The 22,679-nt window shown below is 64.2% G+C and carries 21 protein-coding genes; 7 read left to right on the forward strand and 14 right to left on the reverse strand.

What is annotated here, in order from left to right; genetic code table 11:
* Positions 1-7 precede the first annotated feature (7 nt).
* The 4 genes from tam (at position 8) to QTI05_RS14520 (ending at position 5,036) form a co-directional block, all read left to right on the forward strand.
* The gene (tam, locus tag QTI05_RS14505; RefSeq protein ID WP_286621909.1) at positions 8-790 is read left to right on the forward strand and encodes a trans-aconitate 2-methyltransferase; all 783 of its coding nucleotides are present in this window, start codon (positions 8-10) and stop codon (positions 788-790) included.
* The gene (locus QTI05_RS14510) at positions 787-1,815 is read left to right on the forward strand and encodes an HpcH/HpaI aldolase/citrate lyase family protein (protein WP_286621910.1); all 1,029 of its coding nucleotides are present in this window, start codon (positions 787-789) and stop codon (positions 1,813-1,815) included. Before tam ends, QTI05_RS14510 begins: the two co-directional genes overlap by 4 nt.
* On the forward strand, positions 1,812-2,378 hold the full coding sequence (locus tag QTI05_RS14515; RefSeq protein ID WP_286621911.1) for a hypothetical protein: 567 nt from the start codon (positions 1,812-1,814) through the stop codon (positions 2,376-2,378). Before QTI05_RS14510 ends, QTI05_RS14515 begins: the two co-directional genes overlap by 4 nt.
* A 72-nt stretch (positions 2,379-2,450) precedes the next feature.
* Positions 2,451-5,036 carry a bifunctional aconitate hydratase 2/2-methylisocitrate dehydratase gene (locus tag QTI05_RS14520; RefSeq protein ID WP_286621913.1) on the forward strand — a complete coding sequence of 862 codons (2,586 nt, stop codon included), beginning with the start codon at positions 2,451-2,453 and terminating at the stop codon, positions 5,034-5,036.
* A gap of 42 nt (positions 5,037-5,078) precedes the next feature.
* Here the strand turns inward: QTI05_RS14520 and QTI05_RS14525 are convergent, their stop codons facing one another.
* The 6 genes from QTI05_RS14525 to QTI05_RS14550 form a co-directional block, all read right to left on the reverse strand.
* On the reverse strand, positions 5,079-5,939 hold the full coding sequence (locus QTI05_RS14525) for a hypothetical protein (protein WP_286621916.1): 861 nt from the start codon (positions 5,937-5,939) through the stop codon (positions 5,079-5,081).
* Between the two features lie 58 nt (positions 5,940-5,997).
* The gene (locus tag QTI05_RS14530) at positions 5,998-6,516 is read right to left on the reverse strand and encodes a pyridoxamine 5'-phosphate oxidase family protein (protein WP_286621917.1); all 519 of its coding nucleotides are present in this window, start codon (positions 6,514-6,516) and stop codon (positions 5,998-6,000) included.
* Between the two features lie 154 nt (positions 6,517-6,670).
* On the reverse strand, positions 6,671-7,648 hold the full coding sequence (locus tag QTI05_RS14535) for a tripartite tricarboxylate transporter substrate binding protein (protein WP_286621919.1): 978 nt from the start codon (positions 7,646-7,648) through the stop codon (positions 6,671-6,673).
* A gap of 39 nt (positions 7,649-7,687) precedes the next feature.
* Complete coding sequence (locus QTI05_RS14540) at positions 7,688-8,479, reverse strand: class II aldolase/adducin family protein (protein WP_286621921.1); 792 nt, start codon at positions 8,477-8,479, stop codon at positions 7,688-7,690.
* A 22-nt stretch (positions 8,480-8,501) separates the two neighbouring features.
* A complete protein-coding gene (locus QTI05_RS14545) occupies positions 8,502-8,981 on the reverse strand; it encodes a MaoC family dehydratase (protein ID WP_286621923.1) in 480 nt (159 codons plus the stop codon).
* Positions 8,978-10,174, reverse strand: coding sequence for a CaiB/BaiF CoA transferase family protein (locus QTI05_RS14550; RefSeq protein ID WP_286621926.1), 1,197 nt, complete (start codon positions 10,172-10,174; stop codon positions 8,978-8,980). Before QTI05_RS14550 ends, QTI05_RS14545 begins: the two co-directional genes overlap by 4 nt.
* A gap of 119 nt (positions 10,175-10,293) precedes the next feature.
* On the opposite strand from QTI05_RS14550, the gene QTI05_RS14555 reads away from it, so the two are divergent.
* On the forward strand, positions 10,294-11,256 hold the full coding sequence (locus QTI05_RS14555; RefSeq protein WP_286621927.1) for a LysR family transcriptional regulator: 963 nt from the start codon (positions 10,294-10,296) through the stop codon (positions 11,254-11,256).
* Here QTI05_RS14555 and QTI05_RS14560 read toward each other — a convergent pair.
* Complete coding sequence (locus QTI05_RS14560) at positions 11,168-12,022, reverse strand: helix-turn-helix domain-containing protein (protein ID WP_286621929.1); 855 nt, start codon at positions 12,020-12,022, stop codon at positions 11,168-11,170. The genes QTI05_RS14555 and QTI05_RS14560 overlap by 89 nt on opposite strands.
* A gap of 137 nt (positions 12,023-12,159) precedes the next feature.
* On the opposite strand from QTI05_RS14560, the gene QTI05_RS14565 reads away from it, so the two are divergent.
* Positions 12,160-12,579, forward strand: a complete 420-nt coding sequence (locus QTI05_RS14565; protein WP_286621934.1) for a hypothetical protein — start codon at positions 12,160-12,162, stop codon at positions 12,577-12,579.
* Positions 12,580-12,650: 71 nt separating this feature from the next.
* Positions 12,651-15,515, forward strand: a complete 2,865-nt coding sequence (locus tag QTI05_RS14570; RefSeq protein WP_286621935.1) for an aconitate hydratase — start codon at positions 12,651-12,653, stop codon at positions 15,513-15,515.
* 18 nt (positions 15,516-15,533) lie between these two features.
* On the opposite strand, the gene QTI05_RS14575 is transcribed toward QTI05_RS14570, so the two are convergent.
* The 7 genes from QTI05_RS14575 to QTI05_RS14605 all read right to left on the reverse strand — a co-directional run bounded on the left by QTI05_RS14575 (position 15,534) and on the right by QTI05_RS14605 (position 22,665).
* Positions 15,534-17,210 (reverse strand): type IV secretory system conjugative DNA transfer family protein, encoded by a 1,677-nt coding sequence (locus QTI05_RS14575; protein ID WP_286621936.1) that lies wholly within the window; start codon positions 17,208-17,210, stop codon positions 15,534-15,536.
* 119 nt (positions 17,211-17,329) lie between these two features.
* Positions 17,330-18,277, reverse strand: coding sequence for an XVIPCD domain-containing protein (locus QTI05_RS14580; RefSeq protein WP_286621937.1), 948 nt, complete (start codon positions 18,275-18,277; stop codon positions 17,330-17,332).
* Positions 18,278-18,286: 9 nt separating this feature from the next.
* Positions 18,287-18,865, reverse strand: coding sequence for a hypothetical protein (locus tag QTI05_RS14585; RefSeq protein WP_286657822.1), 579 nt, complete (start codon positions 18,863-18,865; stop codon positions 18,287-18,289).
* A 71-nt stretch (positions 18,866-18,936) separates the two neighbouring features.
* Positions 18,937-20,364: an XVIPCD domain-containing protein gene (locus QTI05_RS14590; protein WP_286621941.1), complete on the reverse strand. Its 1,428-nt coding sequence runs from the start codon at positions 20,362-20,364 to the stop codon at positions 18,937-18,939.
* Positions 20,361-20,972, reverse strand: coding sequence for a hypothetical protein (locus QTI05_RS14595; protein WP_286621943.1), 612 nt, complete (start codon positions 20,970-20,972; stop codon positions 20,361-20,363). Before QTI05_RS14595 ends, QTI05_RS14590 begins: the two co-directional genes overlap by 4 nt.
* 79 nt (positions 20,973-21,051) lie before the next feature.
* Positions 21,052-21,549, reverse strand: coding sequence for a DUF4189 domain-containing protein (locus QTI05_RS27840; RefSeq protein ID WP_353505955.1), 498 nt, complete (start codon positions 21,547-21,549; stop codon positions 21,052-21,054).
* A gap of 3 nt (positions 21,550-21,552) precedes the next feature.
* Positions 21,553-22,665, reverse strand: a complete 1,113-nt coding sequence (locus QTI05_RS14605) for a TrbL/VirB6 family protein (RefSeq protein ID WP_286621946.1) — start codon at positions 22,663-22,665, stop codon at positions 21,553-21,555.
* Between the last annotated feature and the right edge of the window lie 14 nt (positions 22,666-22,679).

The following is a 22,679-nucleotide window of genomic DNA, read 5'->3' on the forward strand; positions in this document are numbered from 1 at the left end:
GCCGCCGATGCTCGACTGGAACCCTGCGCTCTACTCCCGTTTCGAGGACGAGCGCACCCGCCCCGCACGCGACCTGCTCGCGCGCGTGGTGCTCGATGCGGCGGCGGTGCAGAACGTGGTCGACCTGGGCTGCGGCCCGGGCAACTCGACCGAACTGCTGGTCGAGCGCTTCCGCCAGGCGCGCGTCACCGGCACAGACAACTCCGAAGCGATGCTGGCCAGCGCGCGCGAGCGGCTGCCGCAGGCACGCTTCGAACTCAGCGACATCGCGACCTGGGCGCCGCAAACCGCGCCCGATCTCATTTATGCCAATGCCGCGCTCCAGTGGGTGCCGGCGCACGAGACGCTGCTGCCGCGCCTGCTGAACGCATTGGCGCCGGGCGGCGTGCTGGCAATCCAGATGCCCGACAACCGCGACGAGCCGACGCATCGCCTGATGCGCGAAGTCGCGGCCGAGGCGCCCTGGGCCGAGGCGATCGGCGACTTTTCGCGCTTTCGCACCGAACTGCTCGGTCTCGACGGCTACTACAACCTGCTGGCGCCGCTCGCGGCTCATCTCGACGTCTGGCGCACCGCCTACCAGCACCCGATGGACACGCCGCGCGCGATCGTCGACTGGGTGCGCGGCACCGGGCTCAAGCCTTTCGTCGATCGACTGCCGGCCGACCTGCAGGCCAGTTACCTGGCCGAATACGAGCGCCGTGTCGGCATCGCCTATCCCGCGCGCACCGACGGGCGCCGCCTGCTGGCATTCCCGCGCCTATTCATCGTGGCGCAGCGCAAGCCATGACGAACACCGCCGTGCGCCCTGGTGAAGTGCTGCTCGGCGCGCAGGCCGGTGCCGTGGTGCTGCCGGTGTGCGACCACTACAGCGGCGTCGAAGCCCGCATGAAAAAGAGCCTCGCGCTCCAGGCCGAGATGGCGCAGGAGTTCGGCGCCTGCGTGTTCGACGTCACGCTCGACTGCGAAGACGGCGCACCGGTCGGCGGCGAGGCCGAGCATGCAGCGCTCGTGACCGAACTCGCGCTCGGCGCCGCGCCGGGCATGCGGGTCGGCGTGCGCGTGCATCCGGTGGATCACGCGTCTTTCGATGCCGACGTGGCGACCATCGCCGGTGGCGCTGGCCGGCGCCTGAGCCACCTCATGGTGCCCAAGGTCGAGTCCGCCGCCGATGTGCGGCAGGCGGTGCAGGCGCTCGATGCGGCCGGTGCCGCCAGCTTGCCGCTGCACGTGCTGATCGAGTCGCCGCTCGCGGTGCACCACGCCTTCGAGATCGCCGCGCATCCGCGCGTGCAATCGCTCTCCTTCGGCCTCATGGACTTCGTCTCGGCCCACGCCGGCGCGATCCCGGCCGACGGCATGGGTGCCACGGGCCAGTTCACGCACCCGCTGGTGGTGCGTGCCAAGCTTGAGATCGCCTCGGCCTCGCATGCACACGGCAAGGTGCCTTCGCACTGCGTGGTCACCGAGTTCAACGACGCCGACGCAATGCGCGCCGCCGCGCGCAAGGCAGCCAGCCAGTTCGGCTACACGCGCATGTGGAGCATCCACCCGAGCCAGATCCGGCCCATCCTCGAAGCGTTTGCACCGGACGAGGAACAGATTCATCTTGCTACAAAAATCGTAGCTGCCGCCGCGGAGGCAGATTGGGCTCCGGTGAGTTTTGATGGCACATTGCACGACCGCGCCAGCTATCGCCACTTCTGGCAACTGCTGGTGCGTGCGCACGCCACCGGGCGCGCGCTCCCGACCGAGGCCTTGGCCTGGTTCGATACCCCTTTGACCCCCACACATTCCAAGGAAACAAACCCATGAAGCAAATCGCCCTGATCGCCGCCGTCGTGCTGGCGCTGCCTTTCGCAGCAACGGCGCAGACCGCTGCGCCAACCAAGCCGGCCGCCAAGGCCGCCAGCGGCAGCACCGCTGCCAAGCCGCCTGCCAAACGCCAGGTGACGCGCAAGGCGGCCAAGGCCGTCGAAGAAGTGACGCCCATCAGCGAAGGCCCCGATGCCCCCCTCACTGAAACCGATCTGGCGGTAGCCAAGCGCGTGTCGCTCGGCAAGGCCCAGTGCGAGCTCGGCGCCGACGTGACGGTGACCGCAGACGAGAAGAAGCCCGGCTTCTTCACGATCTCGACCAAAGGCCAGCGCTATCGCATGCACCCGGTCGAAAGCCGTACCGGCGCGATCCGGCTCGAGGATCCGCACGCCGGCGCGATGTGGCTGCAACTGGGCAACAAGTCGATGCTGATGAACCAGAAGCAGGGCTTGCGCATTGCGGACGAATGCCAGACCGCCGAACAGGTCGCCTTCGCCGAAGAGATGAAAAAGAACCCGCCCAAGAGCCTCTTCGAAGGCGCCGACGCGGCCAAGAAGTAAGTAAACAAGTCAGGGCGCGGCTCTTGCTTGCAGCGGCAGCCGCCCCGTCGTTCAGTTTCTGGAGTAAATAAGATGTTGCAAGCCTACGTTGACCATGTTGCCGAACGCGCCGCGCTCGGTATCCCGCCGCTCCCGCTCACGGCCAAGCAAACCGCCGAGGTGATCGAGCTCATGAAGAACGCGACGTCGAAAGACGGCGAGTTCCTGCTGAACCTGCTCACCTGGCGTGTGCCGGCCGGCGTGGACGATGCGGCCAAGGTCAAGGCCAGCTACCTGGCCGCCGTGGCGCATGGCACCGAGAAGACCCTGCTGCTCAGCCGCGCCCGCGCGACCGAGCTGCTCGGCACCATGCTCGGCGGCTACAACATCAGCCCGATGGTCGACCTGCTCGACGATGCCGAGGTCGGCCCCGTCGCTGCCGAGGGCCTCAAGAAAACCCTGCTGATGTTCGACCAGTTCCACGACGTCAAGGAAAAGGCCGACAAGGGCAACGCCAACGCGAAAGCCGTGCTGCAGAGCTGGGCCGATGCCGAGTGGTTCACCAGCCGCCCCGAGGTGCCGGAAAGCATTACGGTCAGCATCTTCAAGGTGGCCGGCGAAATCAACACCGACGACCTGTCGCCCGCACCGGACGCCACCACGCGCCCCGACATCCCGATGCACGCCCTGGCGATGCACAAGAACGCGCGTCCCGGCATCGTCCCCGAAGAGGACGGCAAGCGCGGCCCGGTGAAGTTCATCGAAGACCTGCGTGCGCGCGGCCACCTGGTGGCCTACGCGGGCGACGTGGTCGGCACGGGTTCGTCGCGCAAGAGCGCCACCAATTCGGTGCTCTGGTTCACCGGCGAAGACATTCCCTACGTGCCCAACAAGCGCTTCGGCGGCGTCTGCCTCGGCGGCAAGATCGCCCCGATTTTCTACAACACGATGGAAGACTCGGGCGCGCTGCCGATCGAGCTCGACGTGAGCCAGATGGAGATGGGCGACGTGGTTGAGCTGCGTCCCTACGACGGCAAGGCGCTGAAGGACGGCAAGGTGATTGCCGAATTCCAGGTCAAGAGCGACGTTCTGTTCGACGAAGTGCGCGCCGGTGGCCGCATTCCGCTGATCATCGGCCGCGGCCTCACGGCCAAGGCGCGTGAAGCGCTGGGCCTGCCGGCTTCGACCCTGTTCCGTCTGCCGGTCAGCCCGGTCGACACCAAGAAGGGCTACTCGCTCGCCCAGAAGATGGTCGGCCGCGCCTGCGGCCTGCCCGAAGGCACGGGCGTGCGCCCGGGCACTTACTGCGAACCCAGGATGACCTCGGTCGGCTCGCAGGACACCACCGGCCCGATGACGCGCGACGAGCTCAAAGACCTGGCCTGCCTCGGCTTCTCGGCCGACCTGGTCATGCAGTCGTTCTGCCACACCGCGGCCTACCCGAAGAAGGTCGACGTGAAGATGCATCACGAGCTGCCCGACTTCATGGCAACGCGTGGCGGCGTGTCGCTGCGCCCCGGCGACGGCGTCATTCACTCGTGGCTCAACCGCCTGTTGACGCCTGACACCGTCGGCACCGGCGGCGACAGCCACACGCGCTTCCCGATCGGCATCAGCTTCCCGGCCGGTTCCGGCCTGGTGGCTTTCGCGGCCGCAACGGGCGTGATGCCGCTCGACATGCCCGAATCGGTGCTGGTGCGCTTCAAGGGCAAGATGCAGCCCGGCGTCACGCTGCGCGACCTGGTCAACGCGATTCCGCTCTATGCCATCAAGGCCGGCCTGCTGACGGTCGCCAAGCAGGGCAAGAAGAACATCTTCTCGGGCCGCATCCTTGAAATCGAAGGCTTGCCGGATCTGAAGGTCGAACAGGCTTTCGAACTCAGCGACGCTTCGGCCGAACGCTCGGCCGCCGGTTGCACGGTGCACCTGAACAAGGAACCGATCATCGAGTACATCAACAGCAACATCACGCTGATGCGCTGGATGATCGCCGAAGGCTATGCCGACGGCCGCACGCTGGCACGCCGCATCGCGGCGCAGGAAGCCTGGCTGAAAGATCCGCAACTGCTCAAGGGCGACGCCGATGCCGACTACGCGGCCGTCATCGAAATCGACCTGGCCGACATCCATGAGCCGATCTGCGCGTGCCCGAACGACCCGGACGACGTCAAGACGCTGAGCGACGTGGCCGGCGCCAAGATCGACGAGGTGTTCATCGGCTCCTGCATGACCAACATCGGCCATTTCCGCGCGGCGTCTAAGCTGCTCGAAGGCAAGCGCGACATTCCGGTGAAGCTGTGGATCGCGCCGCCGACGAAGATGGATGCGCAGCAACTCACCGAAGAAGGCCACTACGGCGTGTTCGGCAATGCCGGTGCGCGCACCGAAATGCCGGGCTGCTCGCTGTGCATGGGCAACCAGGCGCAGGTGCGCGAGGGCGCGACCGTGATGTCGACCAGCACGCGCAACTTTCCCAACCGGCTGGGCAAGAACTCCAATGTGTACCTGGGCAGCGCCGAACTGGCCGCGATCTGCTCGCGCCTCGGCCGCATTCCGACCAAAGAGGAGTACATGGCAAGCGTCGGCGTGCTCGATGCCTCGAGCGCGCAGATCTACCAGTACCTGAACTTCGACAAGATCGACGAATACAAGGACATCGCCGACGGCGTCGCTGCCTGATCGATTCCGCCGCTGCAAGAAGCCCACCTCGGTGGGCTTTTTTCATGGTGGTGCGGTGCGCTGCTGCGCATCGGCGCGCTTGAGTGCGAGGTAGGTTTCGCGGTCGACCTCGTGCAGCTGGCGCGGGTAGCGCTCGATTGCGCTGAACCACGCCTCGCGACGCGCCTCGTCGCTGTTGGCGCTCAGGAAGGCTTCGAGCGTGAGGAAGTAGCGCATCGCATTGCGCTCGACCAGTCCGCGCGTGCCGGCGATGTAGGCGGGCTGGCCATCCGCCAGCTTGCCGAGTTCGGTGAAGCCGACCTTGCTGCTGCCGAACGTCGCCAGGTAGGCCTGGACGGCCATCGCCACCATCGTGTTCTGGTCGTACGAATACGAGAAATGCAGAAAACTGCGCTTCGCGTCGAGTTGCGTGGCTTCGAGCAGGATGCGGTAGTTGCTGGTGCCGAGCGGGCCCGATTCGGCCCGCAGATGCACCTGCAGGTAGTCGGGGCTCGCCTGCGCCACCCGAAAGACAAACGGCAACTCGAACGCGTCCTCCACCGGCTTGTCATAGCGGCGAACGATGCGCAAGGTGACCTGGTGTTGACCGCCCGCGCTGGTTGCCTGGCAACGCCGGTTGTTGATGTGCAGCAGCAAGACGCCACACCAGTGCAACGGGCTGTTGAAGGCCGCGTGAACAGCCTCGAGCGGCTGCTCCACCACCGCGTAGATATCCCCCTGCAAGCCCTGCGGAAGCTCTGCGGACGTGAGCAACACCGGCCGCTTGAGCGGGCTCTGCGCCAGCTCGGCGCTCTTGCGCGCGTAGGCCGCACGCAACTCCGCGGCCGAGTGCGGTTCTTCCGCCGCCGTTGCCAGGGAAGCGAGGCATAAGACCCACGGTAGGCACAAGAACTGAAGCTTCATGGCGGTGGCGCAGAGACCGGGTACGCCAGTATGGCCCTGCTGCCGGTCGGGCGCTCGCTCAGGCGACGTTCAGCTTGCGGTGCTCGCCGAGATTTTTCGGCGGCTCGCCGGTGATGGCCGCCTTGGCCATCTTGAAGAGTTGCACCATCTTGCTGTGGTTCACGTCCCAGAACTCCGCGTTGACGATCTCCACCGCCAGCAGGCCGAGGTTCGGGTCGGTCGCGCCGGCCGGAAACCAGGCCTTGGCCATGGGCGTGAAGAGCTCCCGCTTTTTGGCCTGATCCTCGACGAAGCCCGCGCGCCCCGCCACCGACACGTAGCTGTCGTCGTCGGTGTTGGCATAGGCCACGTTCACCACGTTGTCGTCGTTCAGGTGCTGGGCGATCTCGCCGTCCTTGGGCACAAAGAAGTACAGCGTGCCACCTTCGTCCATCGACTTGTTCTGCGTGGTCAGCGGATGGCTGTTGAGCAAACCGTCGTGGTGGCGGTGGGTGAACATGCCGAAACGGGTGTCCTTGATGAGCTCCCAGAGCTTGGCATGGTCGTTGGTCGTGGTGGTTGCAGTGCTGGCGGTCATCTGTCGGTCTCCGTGCGGTAGTAGAGGAAAGAAAGTCCTTACCGTAGTCACCGTACCCACCGGGCGCTGTGCGGGATGGCGCAAGCGCATGTCGTCCAGCGCCGACGCGGCCTGGAAGACGGCGGCCCGCTTCAGCGCTAGCCCGACGGCGGGTTCAATCGATCTTGACGTTGCCGCTCTTGACGATCGCGCCCCACTTGGGAACTTCCTTTTGCAAGTAGCTGCCGAAATCGGCCGGCTTCATCCATTCGGCGGTAAAGCCCTGCGCCGCCAGCTTGTCCTTGATGTCGGGCATGGCCAGCACCTTCTGAAGGTCGGCATTGATCTTGTCGACGATGGGTTTGGGCGTGGCGGCCGGCGCCATCATCCCGATAAAGGCGACCGCTTCGAAATTGGGGTAACCCTGCTCGGCAACTGTCGGCACGTTCGGCAGCACTTGCGAACGCTTCTTGCCGGTCACTGCCAGCGCCTTCAGCTTGCCCGAGGTGACGAAGGGCGTGGCCGAAATCATGGTGTCGACCATGTAGGTGGTCTGGCCGCCCATCACGTCGGTCAGGCCGGGGCCGCTGCCTTTGTAGGGCACGTGGATCGTCTTGATGCCGGCCGCGGTGTTGAGCATCTCGCCGCCCAGGTGCGTCGACGAGCCGTTGCCTGACGACGCGAACGACAGCTCGCCCGGCTTGGCCTTGGCCGCGGCCACCAGTTCCTTCAGGCTGTTGGCCGGGAAGTCCGGCCGCGTCACCACTACCAGCGGGCCGGTCATGATCATCGATACCGGCGTCAGGTCTTTCAGCAGGTCGTACTTGAGCTGGTCTTTGGGGAAGAGCGTCATGTTGATGGCGTGCGACGTTGCGGCGATCAGCAAGGTGTAGCCATCGGCCGGCGCCTTGGCGACGAAGTCCGCGCCGATGTTCGAGCCGCCGCCCGGCTTGTTCTCGACGATGAAAGACTGCTTCTCCATCTCGCCGAGTTTTTGTGCGACGAGGCGCGCGACGATATCGTTCGGGCCACCGGGCGCGTAAGGCACGATGATCTTGACGGGTTTGGACGGGTACTTGTCTTGCGCCTGCGCGAGTGGCGCGGTGAAGGCGGCCGCAACGGCCAGGGAAAGTGCGAGGGGCTTGATGAACATGGTTGTCTCCATTGATTGAATCGGGGGCGGCGCTGTGGCTCAGGTCTTGTAGGAGGGGTCTTCGCGGTCGAGTTGCCGCAGCAAGGCGGGCCACTCCATAGGCGCGAAGTTGATCTTTCCCTGCGGGCCATAGCGCTTGGCCATCGTGGCCGCGAGCTCCGGGCTGGGCATGCTGATCTCGGCGCCGCTGGCCAGCACGTCGACCTGCACCTTGCAAGCGGTCTCGAGCCAGTACATGAGATTCCACGCGTCCTGCACCGACGGGCCGCAGCCGACCAGACCGTGGTTGCGCAGGATGAGCGTGCTGTGCGGCCCGAGGTCGCGCGCAATGCGGTCTCTCTCGCCCATGTCGACCGTCGGCTGTTCGTAATCGTGAAAGCCGACAGCGCCGTAGAAGCGCATGGCCGTCTGCGTGATCGGCAGCAGGCCGACTTTCATCGCCGACACCGCCATACCGGCCCGCGTGTGCGTGTGCATGACGCATTTGAGGTCGTTGCGCGCACCGTGCACCGCGCTGTGGATCATGAAGCCCGCACGGTTCACAGGGAACTCGCCGAATTCGCCCTCGGGCTTGTCTACGACGTTGCCGTCGAGATCGAGCGTGTAGAAGCACGAGGCCGTGATTTCGGTGTAGAGCAGCCCGAACGGGTTGATCAAGAAGTGCTTGGCATCGCCCGGCACCTTGGCTGTGATGTGGTTGTAGATGAGGTCGCTCATACCGTACTTCGCCACCAGGCGATAGCAGGCGGCCAGGTCGGTACGGACTTTCCATTCGGCGTCGCTGACGCGATCGCGGACGGAAGCAGGACGGGATTGGACAGTGGTGCTCATGGTGGAAATGCCTTGTGTCGGATCAGGAAGCTTCGGGACGGCCGGCCAGCATGCGGCGCGCCGTATAGCGCATGACCGGTTCGCCGCGCTGGTTGAAAACATCGATGTTTGAATCGACGATGGCGCGGTTGCCCTTCGAGGTCGGCTTGACGCCCGCCACCTCGACTACCGCGTGAATGGTGTCGTTCACGCGCACCGGGCCCAGCACCTTCTGCGTGCACTCGAGCATCGCCATGCCGGTGCCCTGGATCATGGTCTGCAGGATGAAGCCCTCGATCAGCGAGTAGGTGAGCGCCGCCGGGACGGGGCGCCCGCCGATCGCGCTTGCCGCGCCGGAGGCGTCGATGAAGATGATCTCGAGCATGCCGGTGCACGAGATGAAATTGACCAGGTCGGTCTCGGTCACGGTGCGGTTGAAAGTCTGGAATTTCTGGCCGACTTCGAGGTCTTGCCAGAAAAAGCCGTGGCCCAGCAATGGGTAGGCGCAAGCAGGTGCAGTCATATGGGCGCTCCTTGAGGTTCAGGTGATGGGGTGCCGAGCGGAGCAATTCCGGCTTCGGTCAAGACCTGGTGGGTGTGCTCGCCCAGACGCGGCGCCATGCCCACGGGCAACTGGCGGCGATCGATGCGGACGGGGGCACCGGGAAACTGCAGGCGGCCCATCCTGGGGTCGTCGATCGTCTTGAAGAAGCCGGTGGCCTTCAGGTGCTCGTCGTTCACCAGGTCTTCGAGCCGGTTCATGCGCGAGGCCGGAACCTCGAGCCGCGCGAAGGTTTCAAGCCACGCATCGGTACCACGCGTCTCGATCACTTGCGCGGCCAGCGTGTAGAGCGCGTCGATGTTCTTCGTGCGCTCGGTGATGTTGGCAAAGCGCGCGTCGGCTGCGGCTTCGGGCATACCGCCTTCGATGAAGAAGCGCTGCCAGTGCGCATCGGTGTAGGGCATCGCACACAGGTAGCCGTCGGCCGTGCGATAGGGCTTGCGGTGCTTCGCGAACAGGCGGGGGTAGCCGGTGTCGGCCAGCGGCGGCGCGAAATGATGGCCGTAGAAGTGCTCGACCAGGTTGAACGACACCATCGACTCGAGCATCGGCACTTCGACGTAGCCGCCGTTGCCAGTGCGCTCGCGCCGGAACAGCGCAGCAAGGATTGCATGGGTGGCAACCAGGCCGGAGGTCTTGTCCGCAGCGATCGTCGGGAAGTACTGTGGAGCGCCCGATTGCCGCTCCATCAGCGCGGCGCAGCCGGACAGGCCCTGGATGATGTCGTCGTACGCCGGCATGCCACCGTAAGGGCCATCTTCCGCGAACCCGTGCAGGCCGACATAGACAAGGCGCGGATTGCGGGCCAGCAGGGTGTCCGGATCCAGGCCGATGGAGGCCAACTTCTGCGGGCGGATGCTGTGCATCAGCACGTCGGCGGTATCGACCAGCGTCAGCAATGCGGCCCGCGCATCGGCCTTCTTCAGATCCAGAACCACACTGCGCTTTCCGCGGTTCACACCGAGGAAGATGGCGCCCATGCCGGGCTCCGTGCTGGGGCCGGTGCGCCGGGTCGAGTCACCTTCGGGCGGCTCGATCTTGATGACATCGGCGCCGTACTCGGCCAGGGTCTGGCTGGCGTAGGGGCCGAGGACGACGGCGCTCAGGTCGAGCACGCGCACGCCTTCGAGGGGCAGATTCGATGGAGTAGTCATCGTGTGTGGCGGTGTCTCGTGCCGCCTTGTTGTTCGGGAATGCGTGAATAGTAGAAACGGAGGGTTAACGCGTCCAATACCGTTCATGTCGTCTGCGATACATAAAAGGTAAGCCACGCATGGAACTTCGCCAGCTGCAACAGTTCATCGCCGTCGCGGAGACGCTCAATTTCCGGCGCGCGGCCGAGCGCCTGCACATGGCACAGCCGCCGCTGTCGGTGGCGATCCGCAAACTGGAGGAAGAGGTCGGCGCGCTGCTCTTCGAGCGCCAACCGCGCGGTGTTGCGCTGACCGCGGCCGGCACTGCGGCGCTGGGCTTGGCGCAGCGATGCCTGATCGATGTGGGTGCGCTACGCGATGCGGCGCAGGCCGCGGCCGGTGGCGAGCGCGGCTTGCTGCGCGTGGGCTTCGTAGGTTCTGCCACCTATGCGCTGATGCCTCGGTTGCTGCCGGCGTTTCGCGAGCGCTACCCGGATGTCGAATTGGTGCTGCGCGAGTCGACCAACCTCGAACTGCTGGCGCTGGTGGAGAACGGTGAACTCGACATCGGCCTGGTGCGCTACCCGACCGGCTCGGCGAGCGCGCTGCGTTTCGAGGTTGTCGAACGCGACGTGTTCTGCGCGGTGCTACCCGCGAGCCATGCCCTGGCGAAAAAAAAGCGCCTGACGCTTGCAATGCTCGCGCGCGAGCCCTTCGTCGACTATGCGTCGACGCGCGTCCCCGGCCTGCATGCCATGGTGATGTTGGCTTTCCAGCAGGCTGGCCTGTCGCCCCGCGTCTCGCAAGAGGCGACTCAGGTGCAGACCGTGATCAGTCTGGTGCAGAGCGGCATGGGTCTGGCGCTCGTGCCGTCGGTGAGCGCGCGACTTGCGGCACGTGACGTGGTGTTCCGTCCGGTCGACGATCTACCAGCATCGGCCGCAATATCGCTGGCGATGGCATCGCGCGTGGACGGCTACAACGCAGCAGCGCAGCGCTTTCGCACGCTGGCGCTCATGCCGCAGCGGCCAGCGCCGCCAGCGCTGCGGCGGTCTCGGCATCGGCCGGAAAAAACGACTCCACGGCCAGTTCCTGCAACGTAACGTCCACCGGGGTGCCGAAGATCGTGGTGGTGCTGATGAAGCTCAGCACGCCGCCCGGCGTAACCAGCTGAAACGGCACCACCACGCTCGACAATTCGCCACCTCCGCTCCCGCCCGCCGGCGCCCTGGAGCCCGGCGTGCCGATCGGGTAGGCCGCCAGTTCGTCGTGCAACGCCTGCAGCGTGGCGTCGCCGGTCGCCGCGACTTGCTGCAGCAAGCGCTCGAGCAGGTGCGCGCGCCATTGCACCAGGTTGGCGATCTTCGGCGCGATGCCGTCCGGATGCAGGCTGAGCCGCAGCACGTTGATCGGTGGCTTCAGCAACTCCGGCGCGGCGCCCGCCATCAGCAGCGGCACCAGCGCGTTGTGCGCCACCAGGTTCCAGTGGCGGTCCACCGCGAGCGCGGGGTAGGGTTCGTGGCCTTTCAGCACCAGGTCGACCGCGCGCCGCGCCGCCGCGAGGGCCGGGTCGTCGAGCCCCCGCTGGCGGTACATCGGCGCGAAACCGGCCGCCACCAGCAGGGCATTGCGCTCGCGCAGCGGCACGTCGAGCCGTTCGGCCAGGCGCAGCACCATCTCACGGCTGGGGGCGGCGCGGCCGGTTTCCACATAGCTCAGGTGGCGGGTTGACACCTCGGCTTCCTGCGCCAGATCGAGCTGGCTCAGGCGCCGGCGCTGGCGCCAGTGGCGCAGGTGCATGCCGAAGGGCTCTCGGGCGCCGGGCTGGCGCGGTGCGGCGGCAGGGGAGTGGGGAGCGGCGATGTTCATGGCCTGCATTCTGCGGTGCTGCGTGCGGCACGGCCATGACCTCCCACGTCATCGACGCGCGGCGCCGCGGCCGGAATCATCGGCTTCAACGCGGCGGGAAGGGCCTGCAGCGTCACCCTCAACCCAAGGAGCCTGTCATGTCCGCTTTCACCTCTTCTCCCCGTTTCCTGTCCCGCGTGATGTGGGCCGACGCCGTTTCGTGCGCCGGCACTGGTGCGCTGCATCTGGGTTTCACCGCCGCGATGGCGCGGCTCACCGGCCTGCCGGCCGATCTGCTGCTCGCTACCGGCGTTTTCCTGCTGGTGTACGCCGCCGCCGCGGCCTGGATGGCCGCTCGCCCCGTGCCGCCGCGCACGCTGATCGGCCTGGTGGTGGTCGGCAACTTCGGCTGGGCTGCCGGCTGCGTGGCGTTGCTGGCCAGCGGGGTGGTGGCCGTCACGATGCCCGGTGCAGCCTGGGTGGCGGTGCAGGCGCTCACGGTGGTGGTGCTGGCCGAACTGCAATGGTTGGGCCTGCGCCGGGCGCGCCCCGCGACGGGCGTCGCCGTGGCGAACTGAGCGCCCCTCCGACAGCCGGTTTCATCGAAGCCTGCTATCTTTCCGGGAACCCCACGCTACAAGGAGTTCTCATGGCCGCCCAGTCGACCCACGCGTTTGCCTCCACCCTCAAAACATTCAAGACCGCCTCGGGCAAATCGGGCAAATACTGGTCGCTGAAAGAACTGGCCAAGAAGTACCCCTCGGTGGAGCGGCTGCCGGTATCGATCCGCATCGTGCTGGAGTCGGTGCTGCGCAACTGCGACGGTCAGAAGGTCACGGCCGAGCATGTCGAGCAGCTCGCCCACTGGCTGCCCAACGCCGACCGCACCGAAGAAGTTCCGTTCGTGGTCACGCGCGTGGTGCTGCAGGATTTCACCGGTGTGCCGCTGCTGGCCGACCTGGCTGCGATGCGCAGCGTGGCGCAGTCGCTCGGCAAGTCGCCCAAGGCGATCGAACCGCTGGTGCCGGTGGATCTGGTGGTGGACCACTCGGTGATGGTCGACTACTACGGCACGCCCAAGGCGCTCGACCTCAACATGAAGCTCGAGTTCGAGCGCAATAACGAGCGCTACCAGTTCATGAAGTGGGGCATGCAAGCGTTCGACACATTCGGCGTGGTGCCGCCGGGCTTCGGCATCGTGCACCAGGTCAACCTCGAGTACTTTGCGCGCGGCGTCTACAAGAGCCCCTACGACAAGGCCGAGACGCCGACGTACTACCCCGACTCGCTGGTCGGCACCGACAGCCACACCACCATGATCAACGGCATCGGCGTGGTCGGCTGGGGCGTTGGCGGCATCGAGGCCGAGGCTGCGATGCTGGGCCAGCCGGTCTACATGCTGACGCCCGACGTGGTCGGCTTCGAGCTGAGCGGCAAGCTGCGCGAAGGCGTCACCGCCACCGACCTGGTGCTCTATGTCACCGCCATCCTGCGCGGCGAGAAAGTGGTGGGCAAGTTCGTCGAGTTCTTCGGCCCCGGCGCCGCCTCGATCGCGGTGCCGGATCGCGCCACCATCGGCAACATGGCGCCCGAGTACGGCGCCACCATGGGCTTCTTCCCGGTCGACGAGATGACGCTGGCCTACTTCAGGGGCACCGGCCGTACCGACAAGGAAATCGAGCGCTTCGAGGCCTACTACAAGGCGCAGGGCCTGTTCGGCATGCCGGCGCCGGGCGACATCGACTACACCAAGATCGTCAAGCTCGATCTCGGCACCGTCACGCCCAGCCTGGCCGGACCGAAGCGCCCGCAGGATCGCATCGACCTCGGCCACCTCGCCACCAAGTTCTCGGAGCTCTACAGCAAGCCGCAGGAGGCCAATGGCTTCAACCAGCCGGCCGAAAAGCTCTTGCAGCGCTACCCGGTCACGTCCAGCGGCACCGGCGGCGAGAAGGAGGTCAACGCGCCCAAGGCCGGCGCGCCGCGCCAGGTCGTCGAGATGGAGGCGAACCGCTCCACACGCGCCGCCGCGCACACCGCGGCCGAGGCGCCGGCCGCGCCATCGGGCATCTCCATCGGCAATGGCGACGTGTTGATCGCGGCCATCACCTCGTGCACCAACACCTCGAACCCGAGCGTGATGCTGGCCGCCGGCCTGCTGGCCAAGAAGGCGGTGGAGGCGGGCCTGAAGGTCAAGCCGCACGTCAAGACCTCGCTGGCGCCGGGCTCGCGCATCGTCACCGAGTACCTCGAGAAGGCCGGCCTGATCCCCTACCTCGACAAGCTCGGCTTCTACCTGGCCGGCTATGGCTGCACCACCTGCATCGGCAACGCCGGCGACCTGGCACCCGAGATCAACGAAGCCATCACGAAGAACGACCTGGTGGCGGCGGCGGTGCTGTCGGGCAACCGCAATTTCGAAGCGCGCATCCACCCGAACCTGAAGGCCAATTTCCTGGCCTCGCCGCCGCTCGTGGTGGCCTATGCGATCGCCGGCAACGTGATGGTCGACCTCATGACCCAGCCGGTCGGCAAGGGCAAGGGCGGCAAGGACGTCTACCTCGGCGACATCTGGCCCACGCCGAAAGAGATCGACGAGAACCTGCGCTTTGCGATGAACGCCAAGGCCTTCCGCAAGAACTACGAGCAGATCAAGGACAACCCGGGCAAGCTGTGGAGCAGCATCAAGGGCGTGAAGGGCGACGTCTACACATGGCCCGAGTCGACCTACATCGCCGAGCCGCCGTTTTTCGACGGCTTCAAGATGAAGCCGCACGCCACCGACGCCGGCTTCAAGGGCGCACGCGTGATGGCGCTGTTCGGCGACTCGATCACCACCGACCACATCTCGCCCGCCGGCTCCATCAAGGAAAGCTCGCCGGCCGGCATCTGGCTCAAGGCCAACGGCGTGAGCAAAGCCGACTTCAACAGCTACGGCTCGCGCCGCGGCAACCACGAGGTGATGATGCGCGGCACCTTCGCCAACGTGCGCATCAAGAACCTGATGATTCCGCCCGATGCCAACGGCACGCAGGAAGAGGGCGGCGTCACGCGCTTCCAGCCCGGCAACGAGAAGATGTTCATCTACGACGCGGCGCAGAAGTACATGGCGGCCGGCGTGCCGACCGTGATCTTCGGCGGCGAGGAGTACGGCACCGGCTCGTCGCGCGACTGGGCTGCCAAGGGCACGCAGCTGCTCGGCATCAAGGCCGTGATCGCGCGCAGCTTCGAGCGCATCCACCGCGCCAACCTGGTCGGCATGGGCGTGCTGCCGCTGCAGTTCCGCGGGGCCGACTCATGGCAGACGCTGAACCTCACGGGCGACGAAGAAGTCGATGTGGTGATCGGCGGCGAACTCAAGCCGCAGATGGACGTGAAGCTGGTGATCCGCCGCTTCGACGGCGCGCACCAGGAGGTGACGGTGCGCCTGCGCATCGACACGCCGATCGAGGTCGACTACTACAAGCACGGTGGCATCCTGCCGTTTGTGCTGCGGCAACTGTTGGCCGACTGATGGTGGAGAGCGCCGGATTCAGATCGACAAGATCGGGATCGACACCTTGTCCTTCAGCCGCTGCGTGAAGTATTTGTCCTGGTAGTAGCGGATCTTGTCGCACTTGACCGGATGGGGAATGCCTTCGTAGAGGAAGACTTCCGTGTCCGGCCCCATGGCCTTGAGCTCCTGCGGCAGCATCAGGGCGCGACGCTCTTCTGACTCGCTGCGGCTGGTCTCCCTGCCTCTGGTCACGTTCTGTTTGCGCACGGTGGTGTAGCCCAGCATGTCGGAATAGTCGTTGGCGTCCTGCTGCTCGCGTGGCGCGTAGATGATCTGTAGAGCGTGGTTGGTGATCAGGGTGCGCGCCACTTCCTTGCCGTAGGTGGCGTCCAGTTGGGCCATGCTTTGAATGATGGGTAGCAGCCGCATGTTGTAGCCGGCCATGTAGCTCACGGCGCTGGCGATGATGTTCACCTTGCCGATGCTGGTGAACTCGTCCATCAGCAGCAGGCACTGATACCGGAGCTGCGGGTTGTTTTGCGGCAGCTCCTTGGTGTTCACGTTGATGAGCTGACTAAAAAACAGGTTGACGATCAACCTGCTCTCGGCGAGCTTGTTGGGCTGGATGCCGATGTAGACGGTCATCTTCTTCTTGCGCACATCGGTGAGCAGGAAGTCGTCGGCGCTGGTGGCTGCGTCCAGCACGGGGTTGATCCAGGCGTTGAGCGGCTCCTTGAAGGTGCCCAGGATCGAGGCGAAGGTTTCCGCCGCCTGGGATAGAAGGTTTGAGAAGGCCGACTGCGCGGTGCCGCTCAGGAACGGCGATTGCGCGAGTTGCTCGTAGAACTTGCGCAGGTCGGTGCCGTCACCGGAAGACAGTTGGTAGATCTGCCCGAGCGTGGGCGTGACGCGGAACTGCTCGGAGATCCCCCGGCCTTTTTCGTCATCCCGCCTTTCGAACAGATACAGCGCAAACGCCATGAATGCGTTGCGCGCCTGGCTGACCCAGAATTTCTGGTCGTCCGCACCGTCCGGGTACAGCATGGCGGCGATGCTCATCAAGTCCGACACACGGAACGCCGGATCGCTGGAGACATAGGTCAGCGGATTCCAACGGTGCGTGCGCCGATCTTCCGCAAAGGGATTGAAAAGATAGACCTCCTGGCCCTGGCTCGCACGCCATCCGCTGGTGAGCTCATAGTTCTCCTGCTTGATGTCGAGCACCACCATCGATTCCCCGTAGTCGAGCAGATTGGGAATGACGATGCCGACGCCCTTGCCCGAGCGCGTGGGGGCCGCAAGAATGACGAACTGCTGGCCCGGCAGGCGCACCAGCTTGCCGCCGAACTTGCCCACCAGAACTCCGTTGTCCGCAGGCTTGAACATGCCGAACTTGCCGAGATCAGTGCTCGTAGCGAAACGGGCGTCTCCATGGATCGAAGGGGCCTTGGTCCTGGCGAGCAGCGCCAGCAGGCCCAGCCAGAGCAACAGGGGGGCGCCAAGGCCGATGTAGCCAGCCAGATGGATTTGCTGCGAGTAGGCGTGGTAAGCGGGCAGTTCCAGCGCTTGCCAATAGCCCGGGTAGGTGTTCCATGCCAGCGTTCGCGTGTCCAGTTTGAGCAGCAAGAGGGTGAGCCACCCCGACAGGTAAAGCCCTGCCGGGAGCGCCGCAAGGAGGGTCAGGGCTGCGCCCGCCCACTTGGCCTTTGTCATTTGAATATCACTTGTAGTTGACGGGCCCGCCGAGCACTTCGAACAGCTCTATCGCTATCAATTGGCAGCTTGCAGCGAAGTGTCCATGAGCGTCAGGAGATTTGACCTTGAGGCGCGACTCAGTGAGACATGGCCGGCGCTGCCTGCTGCGGGAGAGACTGAGCCATGTGCTGTGACTGGTGGCCCTGCTGTGTCGCGGTAAAGGCTTGCGAGCTTTGGGCCATGGGTGTGTTCAGTGCCACCATCGTGTCCACACCGACCACCTTCGACTGCGCGGTCCCCAACTGGCCCTGCGCGGCGATGAGTTTGTCGCCACGGTCATTGGGCTCCACATGGTCAATCCGCTTGAGCCCATGGTGATGAGCTTCCACAGCCAACGCAGCGGCGGCATTCCTGGTGCTCTGGGGATCCACCTTGATGCAGTGATCGTGATTCCACTTCTGCAACTTGTGCAACGCCTGCTCGTACAGCGTGTGGCCGGGATGACCGGCAGACGTGATCATCGGTGCGCCCGAACCTGTCGAACTCAGTGCCACGCCGCCCTTCGACTGGAGTTCGCCCAGGTACTTGTTGCTGTCGTCCTTCAACTGACCAAGAAATTTGTTGTACTCGGCAGGGTTGGTGTTCCATGCCTTGTAGATATCGGCAACGTCACCGGATTTGGCTGTTGCTTTCTTATCCAGATAGATGGCAATGCCGTGTTCTATGTTGGAGTTCAAATCAAAGCGGTTGAATTCGCCCAACTTTTGCCCGTTGATTCTGGAGGTTCCGTCCAAGCGCTGGTGAGCATCTTTAGCCGTCGAGTCGGTAATCTGAAAAACGCCGGATGCCGACGATTGATGCCCAGGCGTTGCTGCATCCGGATTGAACCTCGACTCGACCTTGGCGATGGCGATGAGATTGGCCGTGTCGCGATCCGACAAGCCATACGCATGGGCCTTGCTGACGATCGTGTCAATCACCTTTTGCTTGACCTCGTCGGACACCCCTCCTGCCTCGCGGGAGAAGCCTCCGACGCGACCGGGCGCCGTGTCGATCGGATCCTTGTAGTGGCTGTGATTGGTCATGACCCTCTCCTATTTGGTTGGAACGACTCTGTCGACCGAAATTGAGTTGCTTTCCTGAGAGCCGTCGAGCAGGCGCTCAAGATTCTTGGACAGTTTCTTGCGTGGCAATTGAAGCGAACGGGTGGCAGAGGGAGTAGACCCCATCAGCCGTCCGTGCGTGGTGTAGACATCCATCCATTCGCAGGTCGAGCAATTGCCAAAGTTGCTGCTATGTGCAATGACATAGAAGTCTCTTTTTCTTGAATTGCAACTCAGTTGGTAAACGAACGGCTCATCTCTATTTTTAACGGGCTTGGGAACGTAGTTGATGAAGGGACCATCGCGCGCATCGGTCTTTTTGAAGGTCAGCTTCTGGGTGCAAGGAGGCGGAGCGCCATCGCTGCTGGCGACACAGGCGGTTTGAATTAAAACCTCCGATCCACCACAAACCAGGGCATTCGTTTTTGAAAGAGGGGAGGTCGTCTCCCCTGCCAAGCTGGATGCCGAGAAGCACGCGACCGAGGCCAGCGAAAAGATCAGAGTGGATCGAAGAAGGAACGAGCGAGCGAGGGTGGGTGTCCTGGTTGCTATTAAATTGGTAGCTGGCATCAAAGTATCCATGGGCGTTGGCGGGTGATTTGGTGATGAACGCAAAGTGCTGATGCTCGGGACGAGCAGACTCAAGCCAAAATCGGCGCGGCCTGCACTGGCTGGGCCACCTGCTGCGACCGCTGCTGGTTCTGTTGCTGGGTTTGCGCATCGGCAGCGACAAAGGCTTGCGAGCTTTCTGCCAGCGGCGTGTTCAGCGCCACCATCGTGTCCACACCGATCACCTTCGATTGCACTGTTCCCGGCTCACCCTGCACGGCAAGGATCCTGTCGCCGTTGTCGTTCAGCGCCACACGGTCGATCTGCTTGAACCCGGATTGGCAAGCTGCTGCAGCCAACGTACCGGCGGCATTGCAGGTGCGTTGATCGGAAGGGATGCCGCGCTCGGCATTGATCTTCTCCAGTCCGGCCAAGGACTCCTTGTAGAGCCCGTTGCCAGGGTGCTGGACATCGTTCAGCAACGGCGCTGGCCCTGTCTGGCTGCTGAACCATGACCCCTGATGGGTGAGCTTTTCAATTGCGCGGGAAGCGTCCTCGCGCAACGCTCCGCCGGCCCGCTCCAGCGCCTCGCCTGCCTGCCGAGCGCCTGTCTCCACCTTGTTGCGCGCTGCATCGTAGACCTGCCCCACGGCATGGCCGACGGCCTTCACGCCTTGACCGACCGCCTGGCCGGCCTGCATCCCGGTTTGCAGCGGAACCGATGCGATGGCACGGGCGTTGTATACGTCGTTGCGGTAGCGATCGATCATGCCGTGATGGACGTGATACTGCGCCTCGTTCTCCCGCGAGATGATCGAGCGACCCAGCGTCTTGCCGTTGGGCACGAAGTTGTCGACGAAATGCGCGCTGAAATCGGTTGCCTTGGCGGGATTGCGCGCAGTCAGAGCGCCGCCATCGTCGCGGTACCCCGCCTTGCCCAGCGTGCCGATATCCTGCTGGGCCGCATAGACCCGCACCTCGCCAAAGTGCGCGCTGGCTGCGCTTACAGGATCGCCGGCCCGGACATGGTTGATCACCTGATGCCCGCCTTTCGGAACGCCATGCACCAGCCCGGCCGCGCCAAAGGCGTTGAAGGTTTCGCCCTTGAGGCCGAACTTGTGGGCCTGAAGTTCGGCCAGCGTGCCGCCAAGCGAGTGGCCGGTGACGGTGACATTGAGAGGGCGTTGCGTTTCTTGTGCATCGGCCTTGGCTTGCACCAGCACCCTTTGCGTAAAAGCCTGGGCTTCGGGCGCCTGGGCATTGAGCCCCGTCAATGCCATGCCGGCATCGACGACGCCGTCTTGCACCGGCTCGCGGCCAAACTCGGTGCCGCGAAATGCAATGACCACCTCGCCCGTAGCGACCCGCTGGTAGGCCGTTGCCTGAAATCCCGTTTTGGGGTTGTCTACATGGTCGAAGGTTTTATACGTCACACCACCAAGAATGACCTCTTCATCCTGCGCATGGTCGTGATACGAATCCTGCGCCAGTAGCGCGTAGTCCGTTGATTTGAAAGTCATTCGAACCTCTCTTCAGCGCTGAGTGAGGTTGAAAAAGTATTCTTCGATTCGTCGCCGAAATCGGATCGGTTCGCATTGCCGATGCTGATGCGCGGATGGTCGTCGCGTTTCGATTTGGCGTCTTCGCTGAAGTAAGACCGACGGTTGAAATAGCGCGTGGCCGATTTTTTTGTTGCTATTTCGTTAAGGGAGAGAAAGGGGCCGAAACTCAGGTTTCCAATCCTCAGGCTGGCGTTAATTCCGGTCGACACCCAACGACACAAGCCCAGTCCGAAGTAGTCCTCGTCCGTCAACAGGTCGACATAGAACTCACCCTTGTAGACCTTGTCGCTCACGCGGGTCAGTGCCATCGGTACGCGCTTTCTTGGAACTAGCGTGGCGCCGCTGAAAGGGGTGAGCGGTACGCAATTACCGTTCGCTACTTCATAGCCAGCTGACCCCTCAACGGCATCGAACGGCCCCGGCGAATCCTCGATGGTCAGGGTGATTTCATAGCGCATCTTGGGTTGCGGGTTGAGTTTGATGTCGGGTTGTTTCATAGACTGTCCGCAGGCCGGAAGGGTGAGGGTCAAAAGAAGGAAGAGGGCGGTGGCAGAGAGGCGCTTCATTGCCGTTTCACCCCATGGCGTCCGTCTGGCAGGCGCATGCGCCTATCAAATTGGTAGCGGTGGGTGAGGTGCACGATGTCTACCGAATTCGCACTGGCAGGCTGCAGGCGGTGTAGTAGGCCTGGCAGTTGGTGAGACCGGTGTCACGGCATGTCTTCATGCCCAACTCAACGGCTCTATTGACCGTGGCGGCACTGGCCGTGTTATGAGCGCCATTGCCTGTCACGACCGCAACGCATTGATTGTCGTATGCGGCTTCGATTTCGCAATTCACGCCACCTTGTCGCTGGCAATCGCTTACGGCCGCTTGCGAGGCTTCTCGCTTGCTTCGCTTATCGACAGCGATGCCCATCACAGCTTTTGGCGAATCAATAGCAACTGCCCCCCACCGACGTTCCCATTGCTCGGCGGGTTGCTGAGGTGCTCGCTGTTGTCTGTTATCCGGCCCGCATGTGTTGAGACCGGGACCCGAGCCATAAGCAATCTGACCGGGAGGACATTGCTGGGCAAGCGCGGTGCCGCCCAAGAACATCCAGAGACTTGCCACCAGCAGTCTGTACAAGAGATGTGCTGACATGGGTCACGCCCCATCCACATTGAGCGCCCTCGGTGGTGGTGGAGCAGAAGCAGCCCTAATCTCATCCGCGGGGGGCTGTGATGGCATGGACGTCCTCGTGTTGCCGCCGAGTCCGCCATCGGGTCGACTAGGAGTAGTCGTTTCCGTCCTGTTAGGAGCCCCCGCCCCATAAGGCCCCGGAGCGCCCCCGCCCGGCGCAACCGCGCTTTGACTTCCACCACCGAGCACCGACTGGTGGTAGAACTGCCCCAGCGTCCCGCCGAAGAACTGCGCCGCCGCCGCAGGTGCGGTCACCAGCAGGGTCGTCAGCAGCAGTCCGATGCCCCCTTGCAGCATCGCCTGACTGGTCAGGCCCGTGCTTCCGCCCACGCCCAAAAAGCTGGTGATGGCCTGACCCGCCCACAGCCCCGCGGCAATGCGCAGGTTCAACTCAAGCACCAGCGACACCATGAAGCTGAGCACCGCCATCGAAAACAGCAGCCCGATGCCGTACAGCAGCCATTTGTGAAACAGCGGTTCGGTCTGCTTGAAAATCAGGCACAGGATGAACACGGGCCCCAGGCTGATGAACAGCGCCAACCCCACCTGGTAGGTCAGCAGCAGCGCCCCGGCGGTCAGGGCCGGGCTGGTGACGCCCAGCGCACCGACCACCGAAGACACGCCCACGCTGGTGACGTTGGAGCCGCTGGTGCTGACATCCAGGCCCTGCGCGTTGTCGATGGCCGACATGACCACCTGAGCGAGCACCAGGTTCTTGTCGATGGCCGAGACGGGCGATTCTTTCTCGCCGGTGACCATGTAGTTGATCTCCTGCAGCAAGTTCTGGGTGAAGAACGTGTGCAGGTCCGAGCCTCCAAGGGCCATGGTGCTTGCGGCGATCACGATCACCGCGTTGCGGCCCATGCTGGCCACCAAAGACATCATCGGCTCGCGCGACTGGCCGGTGAGGATGCGATAGCCCTTGGTCAGGATGATGAGCGTCAGCACGCCGCCTGTCAGCGCCCGCAGCGACTGCAACACGGCGACGAGCGCGCGCGTGCGCGTCCCGGCCTGTGCAATCCATCCGTTGAACGGTTTGTTTGCTATTGAATGGACGGCCGGTGTTGCGGTAGTCATGGGCGTTGGCGGGT

This window comes from Variovorax fucosicus (assembly GCF_030316825.1).
GTDB lineage: Bacteria > Pseudomonadota > Gammaproteobacteria > Burkholderiales > Burkholderiaceae_C > Variovorax > Variovorax fucosicus.

Coding starts and splice junctions, on each gene's coding strand:
- tam (WP_286621909.1), top strand. CDS start 8: ATGCTCGACTGGAACCCTGCGCTCTACTCCCGTTTCGAGGACGAGCGC.
- QTI05_RS14510 (WP_286621910.1), top strand. CDS start 787: ATGACGAACACCGCCGTGCGCCCTGGTGAAGTGCTGCTCGGCGCGCAG.
- QTI05_RS14515 (WP_286621911.1), top strand. CDS start 1,812: ATGAAGCAAATCGCCCTGATCGCCGCCGTCGTGCTGGCGCTGCCTTTC.
- QTI05_RS14520 (WP_286621913.1), top strand. CDS start 2,451: ATGTTGCAAGCCTACGTTGACCATGTTGCCGAACGCGCCGCGCTCGGT.
- QTI05_RS14525 (WP_286621916.1), bottom strand. CDS start 5,939: ATGAAGCTTCAGTTCTTGTGCCTACCGTGGGTCTTATGCCTCGCTTCC.
- QTI05_RS14530 (WP_286621917.1), bottom strand. CDS start 6,516: ATGACCGCCAGCACTGCAACCACCACGACCAACGACCATGCCAAGCTC.
- QTI05_RS14535 (WP_286621919.1), bottom strand. CDS start 7,648: ATGTTCATCAAGCCCCTCGCACTTTCCCTGGCCGTTGCGGCCGCCTTC.
- QTI05_RS14540 (WP_286621921.1), bottom strand. CDS start 8,479: ATGAGCACCACTGTCCAATCCCGTCCTGCTTCCGTCCGCGATCGCGTC.
- QTI05_RS14545 (WP_286621923.1), bottom strand. CDS start 8,981: ATGACTGCACCTGCTTGCGCCTACCCATTGCTGGGCCACGGCTTTTTC.
- QTI05_RS14550 (WP_286621926.1), bottom strand. CDS start 10,174: ATGACTACTCCATCGAATCTGCCCCTCGAAGGCGTGCGCGTGCTCGAC.
- QTI05_RS14555 (WP_286621927.1), top strand. CDS start 10,294: ATGGAACTTCGCCAGCTGCAACAGTTCATCGCCGTCGCGGAGACGCTC.
- QTI05_RS14560 (WP_286621929.1), bottom strand. CDS start 12,022: ATGAACATCGCCGCTCCCCACTCCCCTGCCGCCGCACCGCGCCAGCCC.
- QTI05_RS14565 (WP_286621934.1), top strand. CDS start 12,160: ATGTCCGCTTTCACCTCTTCTCCCCGTTTCCTGTCCCGCGTGATGTGG.
- QTI05_RS14570 (WP_286621935.1), top strand. CDS start 12,651: ATGGCCGCCCAGTCGACCCACGCGTTTGCCTCCACCCTCAAAACATTC.
- QTI05_RS14575 (WP_286621936.1), bottom strand. CDS start 17,210: ATGACAAAGGCCAAGTGGGCGGGCGCAGCCCTGACCCTCCTTGCGGCG.
- QTI05_RS14580 (WP_286621937.1), bottom strand. CDS start 18,277: ATGACCAATCACAGCCACTACAAGGATCCGATCGACACGGCGCCCGGT.
- QTI05_RS14585 (WP_286657822.1), bottom strand. CDS start 18,865: ATGCCAGCTACCAATTTAATAGCAACCAGGACACCCACCCTCGCTCGC.
- QTI05_RS14590 (WP_286621941.1), bottom strand. CDS start 20,364: ATGACTTTCAAATCAACGGACTACGCGCTACTGGCGCAGGATTCGTAT.
- QTI05_RS14595 (WP_286621943.1), bottom strand. CDS start 20,972: ATGAAGCGCCTCTCTGCCACCGCCCTCTTCCTTCTTTTGACCCTCACC.
- QTI05_RS27840 (WP_353505955.1), bottom strand. CDS start 21,549: ATGTCAGCACATCTCTTGTACAGACTGCTGGTGGCAAGTCTCTGGATG.
- QTI05_RS14605 (WP_286621946.1), bottom strand. CDS start 22,665: ATGACTACCGCAACACCGGCCGTCCATTCAATAGCAAACAAACCGTTC.